The sequence below is a fragment of the Mycobacterium numidiamassiliense genome, assembly GCF_900157365.1.
Taxonomy (GTDB): Bacteria; Actinomycetota; Actinomycetes; order Mycobacteriales; family Mycobacteriaceae; genus Mycobacterium; species Mycobacterium numidiamassiliense.
In genome coordinates, this window is sequence record NZ_FUEZ01000004.1 from 2,486,946 (window position 1) to 2,498,322 (window position 11,377).

General features: G+C 65.3%; 10 protein-coding genes and 1 tRNA gene. 6 read left to right on the plus strand and 5 right to left on the minus strand.

Annotated elements, in window-relative coordinates; all coding sequences use genetic code 11:
• Positions 1 to 1,923, plus strand: coding sequence for a DNA primase (gene dnaG / locus MNAB215_RS20265; RefSeq protein ID WP_077080394.1), 1,923 nt, complete (start codon positions 1 to 3; stop codon positions 1,921 to 1,923).
• On the opposite strand, the gene MNAB215_RS20270 is transcribed toward dnaG, so the two are convergent.
• Positions 1,898 to 2,164: a hypothetical protein gene (locus MNAB215_RS20270; RefSeq protein ID WP_077080395.1), complete on the minus strand. Its 267-nt coding sequence runs from the start codon at positions 2,162 to 2,164 to the stop codon at positions 1,898 to 1,900. The two genes, dnaG and MNAB215_RS20270, sit on opposite strands and share 26 nt — an antisense overlap.
• 172 nt (positions 2,165 to 2,336) lie before the next feature.
• Between MNAB215_RS20270 and MNAB215_RS20275 the strand changes: the two genes are divergently transcribed.
• Positions 2,337 to 2,412 (plus strand) — tRNA-Asn (locus tag MNAB215_RS20275).
• 24 nt (positions 2,413 to 2,436) lie between these two features.
• Here MNAB215_RS20275 and MNAB215_RS20280 read toward each other — a convergent pair.
• The 4 genes from MNAB215_RS20280 to MNAB215_RS20295 all read right to left on the minus strand — a co-directional run bounded on the left by MNAB215_RS20280 (position 2,437) and on the right by MNAB215_RS20295 (position 5,886).
• Positions 2,437 to 2,715, minus strand: a complete 279-nt coding sequence (locus MNAB215_RS20280) for an ANTAR domain-containing protein (RefSeq protein ID WP_077080396.1) — start codon at positions 2,713 to 2,715, stop codon at positions 2,437 to 2,439.
• 297 nt (positions 2,716 to 3,012) lie between these two features.
• A complete protein-coding gene (gene cysE / locus MNAB215_RS20285) occupies positions 3,013 to 3,702 on the minus strand; it encodes a serine O-acetyltransferase (RefSeq protein WP_077080397.1) in 690 nt (229 codons plus the stop codon).
• A gap of 2 nt (positions 3,703 to 3,704) precedes the next feature.
• Positions 3,705 to 4,634: a cysteine synthase A gene (gene cysK / locus MNAB215_RS20290; RefSeq protein WP_077082187.1), complete on the minus strand. Its 930-nt coding sequence runs from the start codon at positions 4,632 to 4,634 to the stop codon at positions 3,705 to 3,707.
• On the minus strand, positions 4,621 to 5,886 hold the full coding sequence (locus MNAB215_RS20295) for a TQXA domain-containing protein (protein WP_077080398.1): 1,266 nt from the start codon (positions 5,884 to 5,886) through the stop codon (positions 4,621 to 4,623). Before MNAB215_RS20295 ends, cysK begins: the two co-directional genes overlap by 14 nt.
• A 366-nt stretch (positions 5,887 to 6,252) precedes the next feature.
• On the opposite strand from MNAB215_RS20295, the gene MNAB215_RS20300 reads away from it, so the two are divergent.
• The 4 genes from MNAB215_RS20300 (at position 6,253) to MNAB215_RS20315 (ending at position 11,376) form a co-directional block, all read left to right on the plus strand.
• On the plus strand, positions 6,253 to 7,176 hold the full coding sequence (locus MNAB215_RS20300; RefSeq protein WP_077080399.1) for a family 2A encapsulin nanocompartment shell protein: 924 nt from the start codon (positions 6,253 to 6,255) through the stop codon (positions 7,174 to 7,176).
• Positions 7,163 to 9,073, plus strand: coding sequence for a family 2A encapsulin nanocompartment cargo protein cysteine desulfurase (locus MNAB215_RS20305; RefSeq protein ID WP_077080400.1), 1,911 nt, complete (start codon positions 7,163 to 7,165; stop codon positions 9,071 to 9,073). The genes MNAB215_RS20300 and MNAB215_RS20305 overlap by 14 nt, the downstream gene beginning before the upstream one ends.
• Before the next feature lie 690 nt (positions 9,074 to 9,763).
• Complete coding sequence (locus tag MNAB215_RS20310) at positions 9,764 to 10,531, plus strand: MlaE family ABC transporter permease (protein WP_077080401.1); 768 nt, start codon at positions 9,764 to 9,766, stop codon at positions 10,529 to 10,531.
• Complete coding sequence (locus tag MNAB215_RS20315) at positions 10,528 to 11,376, plus strand: ABC transporter permease (protein ID WP_077080402.1); 849 nt, start codon at positions 10,528 to 10,530, stop codon at positions 11,374 to 11,376. Before MNAB215_RS20310 ends, MNAB215_RS20315 begins: the two co-directional genes overlap by 4 nt.
• The last annotated feature ends 1 nt before the right edge of the window (position 11,377 follow it).

An 11,377-nucleotide genomic window follows, 5' to 3' on the forward strand; every position in this document is an offset into this window, starting at 1 on the left:
ATGGCTGGCCGGATCTCCGATCGTGATATCGCCGCCATCCGCGAACGGGCCCGCATCGAAGAGGTTGTCGGCGACTACGTCCAGTTGAGGCGCGCGGGCGCGGATTCGATGAAGGGCTTGTGCCCGTTCCACAACGAGAAGTCGCCGTCGTTTCACGTCCGCCCCAACCACGGCCACTTCCACTGCTTCGGCTGCGGTGAGGGCGGCGACGTGTACGCATTCATCCAGAAGATCGAACACGTCAGTTTTGTCGAGGCGGTCGAACTGCTCGCCGACCGCATCGGCCACACGATCACCTACAGCGGCCCGGCCACCAGCGTGCAGCGCGACCGCGGCAGCCGCAGCAGGCTTGTCGCCGCCAACGCAGCCGCCGCCGAGTTCTATGCCGAGGCACTGGAGTCCGACGAGGCGGCACCGGCCCGCCAGTATCTGACCGAGCGGAACTTCGATGCCCAGGCCGCCCGCCACTTCGGTTGCGGCTTCGCGCCGTCGGGCTGGGACAAGCTGACGAAACACCTGCAGCGCAAGGGTTTTGAATTCAAGGAACTGGAAGCCGCGGGCCTGTCCCGGGAGGGCCGCCGCGGCCCGATGGATCGCTTCCATCGGCGGCTGCTCTGGCCCATCCGTTCCTCGGCCGGCGAGGTGATCGGGTTCGGGGCCCGGCGGCTGTTCGACGACGACCCGATGGAAGCCAAATACATCAATACGCCAGAGACGATCCTCTACAAGAAGTCGTCGGTGATGTTCGGCCTCGACCTGGCCAAACGGGATATCGCCAAGGGACACCAGGCCGTTGTCGTCGAGGGATACACCGACGTGATGGCGATGCATCTGGCCGGGGTCACCACCGCCGTCGCCTCCTGCGGCACCGCGTTCGGTGACGAGCACCTGTCGATGCTGCGCCGACTGATGATGGACGACAGCTTCTTTCGCGGCGAACTCATCTACGTGTTCGACGGCGATGCGGCCGGGCGCGCCGCCGCGCTCAAGGCCTTCGACGGTGAGCAGAATCTCGCCGGACAGTCCTTTGTCGCGGTCGCCCCGGACGGCATGGATCCCTGCGATCTGCGGCTGAAGTCCGGCGACGGCGCGCTGCGCGATCTGGTGGCACGGCGAACCCCGTTGTTCGAGTTCGCGATTCGCACCGCGCTCGCCGAGATGGACCTGGACAACGCCGAGGGCCGGGTCGCCGCGCTGCGGCGCTGCGTACCGATGGTCGGCCAGATCAAGGACCCCACGCTGCGCGACGAATACGCCCGCCAGCTGGCCGGCTGGGTCGGCTGGGACGACGTCGCGCAGGTTATCGACCGGGTGCGGAGCTCGGCCAAGGAATCGAAGCCGCCCGCTCGCGGTGCCACCGGGTCCGCCGGCCCGCGCCGCGCCGCGCAGCAGGGCGCCGACACGGCCCGGGCCGAACCCGCCGGCGCACGGCCTGACCCCAAAGACCCGACCCTGTGGCCACAGCGTGAGGCGCTCAAGGCGGCGTTGCAGTATCCGGCGTTCGCCGGCCCGGTGTTCGACTCACTGACCGTCGAGAGCTTCACTCACCCCGGCTACGCGGCCGTGCGTGCGGCGCTGGACGGGGCGGGCGGCACCGCGACCGGTGCCAGCGGCGCCCAGTGGATCGACGCGGTGCGCCAGCAGACGACGTCGGGCCTGACCGCCGGCTTGATCAGCGAGCTGGGTGTGGAGGGCATCGCGGTCGACGACGAGAGGCTGCCGCGGTATATCTCCGGGGTGATGGCTCGCCTGCAGGAGGTGTGGATGGGCCGGCAGATCGCCGAGGTCAAGTCCAAGCTGCAGCGCATGTCACCCATTGAGCACGGCGACGAATATCACGCCCTGTTCGGCGACTTGGTTGCCATGGAGGCGTATCGGCGCAGCCTGTTGGAGCAGGCTAGCGGTGACGATCTGACGGTGTGAGAGCCGCCTCGATCGGACGTTCGACGACGGCGGTCTGCTCGTCGATCTCGGCCACCGTGACAAATCCCGCATCCGGCGAGATGCGATTCGCGATCTTGCGACGCCCACCCTCGATCATCGACTTGGCCACGGGGCTGCTGGTCAGCGCCCGATAGGTGTCCGCGATCTGTTCATAGCGGCGTCGTCCGGCTTTCGTGCCCAGCACATAGCCCACTGCGAGCACGACGACATATCGGATCAAAGCGTTCCTCCCGACGAGCGATGGCTCCATCCTGCCTCACCGGGCCGGGTGTGTGCTCTCCCGATCCCTCTAGCTGGGCCCTTGATGGCTGGCCCTCTAGTTGGGTCTTGGTGTGCCAGTACGCTAGAGTCGTCCAGCGATCCGCGGAACGACCGCGCGGATACCGGGTTAATCCCCTGTAGCTCAATTGGCAGAGCATTCGGCTGTTAACCGAACGGTTGGTGGTTCGAGTCCACCCGGGGGAGCCACCTGAGGCGTAGTCGCCAGTGCGCCTAGAGCAGGTAAGTCAGGCCCCATTCCCGCTCTGCCGCGAGCTCGGCGGCCGTGCCCCCGCGGGGGTCGCCGTCTTGGCTGGCCAGGCTCACCAGCGCCGTTGCCAGCGCGAAGATCGGCACTCGGTGCCGCTCGCTGACCGCGACCAGCTCCCGGAAGGCGGCATCCGTGCTGTACCGGCGCCAGCCGACCAGTACCCCCACCGCGGTGTCGAGAGTACGGCTCTCTGGCTTGCGAGCGGGGCTGGCGGAGACCTGAGTCGTGAGGATGTCGGTCATGGTGTTACTCCCTGATTCGAATCATGTTGTCTGAGTGGGGAATGCAAAAGAAGTCGAGCAAAGCGTCCGGTCTGGCCGGACGGACTCGGATTGTTGCCCATGACGGGCGCGATACGAAGATCAGCGACAACAGTGCGCCGCGCAGCAACGCCAAGCGACTAGACGCGCCGGGGACTGTTGCATAGCCCAACTATAGCATTTCACATCGCCGCAAAAGAGGCCTAAGTGTTTGGCTCACAAGCGATTTAAATCTTGCTGGGACATTGGTTACGTGTATTGCGTGCGCGCACAGCCCGATTAGATGGAGAAGTCCTCGCCATGCCAGACGCCGGCCTCGGGCGGACGGATGACGCGGCCGGTCTGCCTGTTGTCCTCACCCTGGGCCTCTTCCAGCCGCGCAACCCGGGTGAGTAGCTGTTGCAGGCTGACGCCGACGAGGTCGGGCATCAGCGAATCGTTCGGGCTACCGGGCTTGGCGCTGCTGATCACCTGTCCGGGTACCCCGACGACGACCGAGCTCGACGGAACCTCTTTGACCACAACGGCATTCGCACCGATTCTGCTGTCGTCGCCGATCTTGATCGCGCCCAGCACCTTGGCCCCGGCGCCGATGATCACTCGGTCGCCGATCGTGGGGTGGCGCTTGCCGGTGTCTCTGCCGCTACCCCCCAGCGTGACGCCGTGATAGATCGTCACGTCGTCGCCCACTTCGGCAGTCTCGCCGATCACCACGCCGGTGGCGTGGTCGATGAACAGTCCGCTGCCAAGAGTGGCGCCGGGATGGATCTCCACCCCGGTCAGGATGCGCGTGAGTTCGGCGAATCCCCGCGCGGCGACCTTGGCGCCACGATTCCACAGTGCCTGGCTGATTCGATGGCCCCAGATCGCATGAACACCGGGGTAGGCGACCACGACCTGCAGTGTCGTTGGGTTGGCCGGATCGCGCTCCTTGGCTGCCCGTATGTCGCGCCGCACCTCGTCGAGCATGCTCAGTCCGCGTCGCCGAAAAGCGGTGTGCTCAAATAACGTTCACCGAACGATGGGAACACGACGACCACGAGCTTGCCGGTGTTCTCGGGGCGCCGAGCCACCTGCAAAGCCGCGACCCCAGCCGCGCCGGAGGAGATGCCGACCAGCAACCCCTCTTCGCGGGCCAGTCGGCGGGTCAGGTTGATCGCATCGTCGTTGCCGACGGTGATGATCTCGTCGATCAGATCCGTGTCGAGAACCGGTGGCACGAACCCGGCGCCGATGCCCTGGATCGGGTGGGGCCCCTTCTTCCCGCCGGACAGCACCGGCGACGCCGCCGGTTCCACAGCCACGATTTGCACCGACGGCTTGCGCTCCTTGATCACCTGGGCGACACCGGTGATGGTGCCGCCGGTGCCGACTCCGGCGACGAAGATGTCAACCTTGCCGTCGGTGCCGTTCCACACCTCTTCGGCGGTGGTCTTGCGGTGGATCGCCGGATTGGCCGGGTTCTCGAACTGCTGAGGCACGAAATAGCGCTGGTCGGTCTTGGCTAGCTCCTCGGCCTTGGCGATCGCACCCGGCATGCCCTCGGGGCCCGGGGTCAGGATGAGTTCGGCGCCGTAGGCGAGTAGCAGCTTGCGCCGTTCGATGCTCATCGTTTCGGGCATGGTCAGCACCAGCTTGTAGCCCCGGGCCGCGGCCACCATCGCCAGTGCGATGCCGGTGTTCCCGCTCGTCGGCTCGAGGATGATGGTGTCCGGCTTGATGAGACCGGCTTCCTCGGCCGCGTCGATCAGCGCCACCCCGAGACGGTCCTTCACACTGGCCGCGGGGTTGAAGGACTCGAGCTTCGCGACGACGTCCGCCCCTACGCCGTCGGTGACTCGGTTCAGCCGAACCAGTGGCGTGTTGCCGATCAGTTGAGTGATGTTGTCAGCAATGGTCACAATCGCCATCCCAGCTGATGTCGAAGTGGATTGCAACGTCGGTGGTCACGGCGAGGGCTACGGGCGTGAACCGCTCCGAACCCTCCGGCCCGACGCCGGCCAGCACCCGGCCGGTGTGATGGTGCGCCGGTGTTGCGGTCAGTGTGGCCGACGACGTGCCCGGTGCCGGCCGCAGGTAGAAGTCGGTACCCGGCCGGACCACGTCATGGATGGCGAAGCCGTCGGCGTCGACCAGCGTATGACCGTCGGTGACGTTGAGCGTCAACGGAGTTCGCACCTGGAACGGTCCGACGAGTTCTGCTGTCGCGGTGGCTCGGCCGTCGACGAGTCCGAGTTCGTCCGTTTCGATGGCAGCCTCCAGCGTTCCGGCCAACAGGTAATTGTACAGGTGCACTATGCGATCGGCGTTGCGGTAGTGCCGAGTTCCGGTGAGCCAGAAGGTAACTGGACCGATCATGGGAGTGCCGGCCTCCGCGGTTGCGATCAGCCGGTAGTAGCGGTAGCCGTGTCCGCGATGCCCGTGGGCGCTGGACGACAGGGTGCTGCCCACGCCCAGTGCTCGTTGGTAGCGGCCCTTGGCCGGGCCGGTGGTCAGCCGGGAGCCGGACACATCCAGCCAGTCAACGCCGTTGGCCGATTTTTGCAGCCGCACAGTGACCGCGGTGTCCGAGGCGTTCCACACCGAGTAGCCGCCCAGCTGGGGTTGGCCGTCGAATTCGAAGGTGGTCACCGGCCCGGAGTCGCGGCGCACCGCCACAGGAACATTGAGCGGCTGGGTGTCCAGTGCCAGACCGTTGGTCAGGTACCAGATCGCCGCCTGAGTGGCGGCGATCGCTTCGTGTTCGTTGATGTTCGCCGGCCCGAGCGGGTACCCGGCCTCTCGCAACCGTTGGCTGAGTTCGGCGGTCGTGATCAGCGGGAACGAGTGGCGAAGGATCCAATCGACCTCCGCTTCATAGTCGCGGCTGCGCAGGTGGGTCAGCGCGGACCAGGTGCCCAACCGGTACCGCGATGGGATGTGCGGCGCGATGCCGGTGAAGTCCAGGGAGTAGGCATCGACGTTGGGGTGCAGCCGGATCAGGTCGGTGCGCGCGGTCGTCCCGTCGGCGAACACGATTCGGTCCACGGTGTGGGAGTAGGTGCCACCGCGGTAACGCGTCAGGTGGGGGAGTTCGGTGGCCGGTCGGGCCAGAACGCGCCGACGCGTCGCAACCGGCGTCAGTGCGCGGCTGGATATGGATAACACGGTCATGGAGTGCTGTTCTTCCTGAAATGACTGGGGCGCGCCTACGTTCGCGCGGGCTTGTCCGCCCGCCGGCGGGAAAAAAGCGCGACGATTAGAACGTCAGAATTGGGCCGTCAGGAGATCAACAACAGCAACAACAGTCCACGGCGAGGCAGCGCGAAGGGATGAAGCGCGGCTGTGCAGCGTGGTGCATGCGACCCACTATAAGGCATGATTCCGGACAGGCCGGTTCGAGCGATAAAGCCCGCCCGCGGTGGAAAAAATCTCGCTGAGTTTTACACTTGCCACGGCTCAGCGCGGCGCCCCCTGTCGGTCAAGCCCAATTTCGGCTCGACCCCGCGCTAGATATTCGACGACGACGGAAGGATCAAGATGACCTCGGCTCAAAACGAGTCTCAGGCACTCGGCGACCTCGGTGCCAGGCAGCTAGCGAACGCGACCAAGACGGTCCCGCAGCTCTCGACGATCACCCCCCGCTGGCTGCTGCACCTGCTCAGCTTCGTGCCGGTGGAAGCCGGTATCTACCGGGTGAACCGTGTGGTCAACCCCGAGCAGGTCGCCGTGACGGCACAAGAGGGCGCCGCCCTCGACACGCCGCTGTCCGAGACCTTCGTCGACTACGAGACCAGCCCGCGCGAATACACGCTGCGCAACATCTCCACGCTGCTCGACGTCAGCACCCGGGTCTCCGACCTGTACTCCAGCCCGCACGACCAGGTCACCCAGCAGCTGCGGCTGACCATCGAGACGATCAAAGAGCGCCAGGAATTCGAACTGGTCAACAGCCCGGAGTATGGGCTGCTCGCGCAGGTGACCCCGGAGCAGACCATCCAGACCCTTGGTGGTCCGCCGACGCCGGATGACCTGGACGCGCTGATCACCCGGGTGTGGAAGACGCCGAGCTTCTTCCTGACCCACCCGCAGGGCATCGCCGCGTTCGGTCGCGAGGCCACCTACCGCGGCGTGCCGCCGGTGGTGGTGAGCCTGTTCGGCGCGCAGTTCATCACCTGGCGCGGCATTCCGCTGATCCCGTCGGACAAGGTTCCCCTGGAGGACGGCAAGACCAAGATCATCCTGGTGCGCACGGGCGAGGAGCGCCAAGGAGTCGTGGGTCTGTTCCAGCCTGGCCTGGTCGGGGAGCAGGCACCGGGCCTGTCGGTGCGGTTCACCGGCATCAACCAGTCGGCGATCGCGCGCTACCTGGTGACTCTCTACACGTCCTTGGCGGTCCTCACCGACGACGCGCTCGCCGTGCTCGAAGACGTCGCTGTGGACCAGTTCCATGAGTACAAGTGAGTACCGGTCGGTAGACGCCGAAAGCGACCTGCCCTTGGGCGCCGCGGAAATCGCGGCGCTGGCCAGCCAGCTGTACGCGGCCAGCATCCGACCGGGTCCGGACAGCCCGCCGCAGTCGGCGCCCGTTGCCCCGCGCGGCAGTGTGCCGGACACGACGGCGGCCACCTCGGCTGGGCAGACCGCAGCGGGCAGCGCCGATCTCTACTCGGCGCCGGTCCCGCTACTCGGTATCTCCGACATCTATGTTCCTGCTCCGACGTCTCCGGAACCCGAACCGCCACCCCAGACGGTGCCGGTCGCTCCGCGCGGCAGTGTGCCGGACACGACGGCGGCGCCCTCGGGCGCGCAGGCGGTCGGCAGCGTCGCCGACCCGTACCTGCCGCCCGCTGACTTCAGCGCGTTCGAGGTCCCCAGCGCGGGCATCGTTCCGACGGTGCCGGGTGTGCTGGCCGGGGCGCCACCGAGCGCTCCGGTGGCACCGCGGGGTTCGTCCGGGATCGGGTGGCTGCCCGACGCGCCGTCGATTGGCGACTTGGGCTGGTCGGATACGGTGCCTGCCGCGCCGGCGGCGCTGAATGCGCCGGCCACAGGTGACGAGTACCGCTACCACTTCCTGACGTCGCCAGTCACGGGGTCCGACCCGGTGCCGCAACTGACCGACGACCACGAGGTGTTCGACGTCAACGCGATCCGGGAGGACTTTCCGATCCTCAAGGAGACGGTCAACGGGAAGCCGCTGATCTGGTTCGACAACGCCGCCACCACTCAGAAACCGCAGTCGGTGATCGACCGGATCTCGTACTTCTACGCCCACGAGAATTCCAACATCCACCGGGCGGCACACGAATTGGCGGCCCGGGCCACGGACGCCTACGAAGAGGCCCGCGAGACCGTGCGGCGCTTCATCGGTGCGGAGAAGGCCGAACAGAACATCTTCGTGCGCGGCACCACCGAGGCCATCAACCTGGTGGCCTACGCCTGGGGCGGCAAGCACTTGGGCCCCGGCGACGAGATCGTCATCACCCATCTCGAGCACCACGCCAATATCGTTCCGTGGCAACTGCTTTCGCAGAAGACCGGCGCGGTGCTCAGGGTTGCGCCGGTCGATGAGGCGGGCAACCTGTTGCTCTCGGAGTTCGAGGATCTGCTGGGCCCGAAGACCAAGCTGGTCGCGGCCACTCAGGTGTCGAACGCACTGGGGACGGTGACTCCGGTCGAAAAGATCGTGCAGCTGGGCCATCGTTACGGGGCGCGAGTGCTGATCGATGGGGCGCAGTCGATTCCGCATCTGCCGATCGACGTCGCCGAACTCGGTGTCGACTTCTTCGTGTTCTCCGGGCATAAGATCTACGGCCCCACCGGAATTGGGGTGCTGTACGGATCCGAGGAGGCTCTGGCCGAGACTCCGCCATGGCAGGGCGGTGGCAACATGATCGCCGATGTCACGCTGGAGCGGTCGCTGTACCAAGGGCTGCCCAACAAGTTCGAGGCCGGCACGGGCAACATCGCCGACGCCGTCGGGCTGGGGGAGTCGCTGCGCTACGTCGAGCGGGTCGGCATCGAGCGCATCGCGGCGTACGAGCACGCCTTGCTGGACTACGCGACACCGCGCCTGGCCGACATCCCCGGTGTTCGCCTGGTGGGTACCGCGGACGAGAAGGCCAGCGTGTTGTCCTTCGTGTTGGCCGGACACGAGCCGCTCGAAGTCGGCAAGGCCCTCAACGCCGAGGGGATTGCCGTGCGCGCCGGACATCACTGCGCGCAGCCGATTCTGCGGCGCTACGGGCTCGAGGCGACGGTTCGTCCGTCGTTCGCCTTCTACAACACGTTCGAGGAGATCGACGTGTTCCTGCGGGCGGTGCGCCGGATCGCCGAGGGTGGTGCCAACGTCGGCTGACGGCAGGCATTGCCGGCACCCCTGTCGAAAGCTGGCGGGGGAGAACGGGTTACAGGTTCGTCGATTCGCAGATCGGCGAACCTGACCCGGGCGAACCTCCGCTCTGCGGCATGTCGATTGCGCGCACCCTGAGTGCAACTGTTGCTTTGGACTCGACTTCTCCGAAGCTCAAATCATGACGCAGGGAAATGCGCGCAATGCCGAATTTCCCTACGTTATTGCCGTTAGTGCGGCACGCGTCGAATGGGTGAGTTTCGTTGTCAGGCGTGCCGCGACGGCTGTGGCCGATGAGGCTTACGGGGCGTCGGCTAAACGCTGGCCCCGGCGTCTTCGGGCCCCACCCCGAGGGCTATTCCCCGATCTAGATGCGGTGGCTGAAGAGCTGTGCCCATCGGTGTCGACGTCGAAGTCCGTGCAGCTCAACGGGCGCCAGAGGCTGACGACTTGCACAAGCGTCGACCGGTCTTTTAACACTTCTGGCCATATTTCTTCTGGGTGATCGCAACCCTAACGCCGGGCATACTTTTGGTCGTAAATTTCGCAGTGTTCTATGTGTGCAAACAGACGATGCGGTCCGCATGTAAACGGAGCTGACCTTTACCGGTCGGCCAATCACGAGCGAGTAATAACGATTACGACAATGGGGGACCGGATGCACGGAAGGGGCCGTAGGCGGTTTGGGCGGGGTCGATGATCGGCTCGACCGTCGCGAAGCCCATGAATGCTCTGGGCGAGTTCTTCATGATGAGCGCCGAAGCGTTCGTGACAGCGGTACGAAAGCCTTGGGCCTGGCGCGAGATCCTCGAGCAAATTTGGTTCGTTGCCCGAGTGTCGATCTTCCCGACCATCATGTTGTCGATTCCGTACACGGTGCTCATCGTGTTCGTGCTCAATATTCTGCTGGTCGAGATCGGCGCGGGTGATCTTTCCGGTGCCGGCGCCGGGCTGGCGTCAGTCACCCAGGTGGGCCCGGTTGTCACGGCGATGGTCGTCTCGGGCGCCGGGTCGACCGCCATGTGCGCCGACCTCGGCGCGCGCACTATCCGCGAGGAAATCGACGCGATGAAGGTGATCGGCGTCGACCCCATTCAGGCGCTGGTGGTTCCACGCATCATCGCCGCCACATTCGTTGCGGTCCTGCTGTATTCGGTAGTCGCGGTCACCGGATTGGTCGGCAGTTACATCTTCGTGGTCTTCGTTCAGCACGTCACACCCGGTGCCTTTATCGCGGGAATGACCCTCGTTACCGGGTTGCCGCAGGTCGTGATCTCGCTGATCAAAGCAACCCTGTTCGGGTTGTCTGCGGGGTTGATCGCTTGCTACAAGGGCTTGTCGGTGGGTGGCGGCCCAACTGGCGTCGGTAACGCGGTGAACGAAACCGTGGTCTTCTCTTTTATGGCGTTGTTCTTCATCAACATCTTGACTACCGCGCTCGGAGTAAAGGTGACTGCCAAATGACCGATCTCGCAGGTGCGCCGTCGTGGTTCGTCGCTGTTGGCCCCAGGCTGGTGGCTTCAACCCGCAAGGTGGGCGAACAGACCGCGTTCTACGGAAAGTCATTGGCCTCCACCGTCGATGCGGTACGGCGCTACCCGAGCGAACTGCTGCGACTGATCGCCGAGATGGGAATGGGCACGGGTGCGCTGGCGGTGATCGGGGGCACCGTCGGCATCATCGGCTTCCTCACGCTGACCACCGGCGCTCTCGTTGCGGTACAGGGCTACGACACGCTGTCCAACATCGGAGTCGAAGCGATGACCGGCTTTCTGTCCGCGTTCTTGAACGTCCGGATGATTGCGCCCTGCACAGCCGGTTTGGCATTGGCTGCCACGATCGGTGCCGGTGCGACGGCGCAATTGGGTGCGATGCGTATCAACGAGGAGATAGACGCGCTGGAAGTGATGGGGATCCGTTCGATCACCTATCTGGCATCCACGCGGATTATCGCCGGCGTCTTGGTGGTTATCCCGCTCTATGCCGTCGCCGTCCTGATGTCGTTCATCGCGGCTAAGTTCCTCACGATCTTCGTCTACGGCCAGTCCCGTGGCGTGTACGAGCACTACTTCTCGACGTTCCTGCGTCCCACCGACTTGTTGTGGTCGTTCTTGTCGGCGCTGACGATGGCGACGGGTGTGATGGTCGTGCATACCTATTACGGTTTCACCGCGACAGGTGGTCCTGCCGGCGTGGGGGAGGCTGTCGGTCGTTCGGTGCGGTCATCGATGATCGTCACGGCGTTTGTCTGCCTGATGATTTCGTTGTCTGTCTACGGGCAGTCCGGCAACTTCAACCTGTCGGGATAGC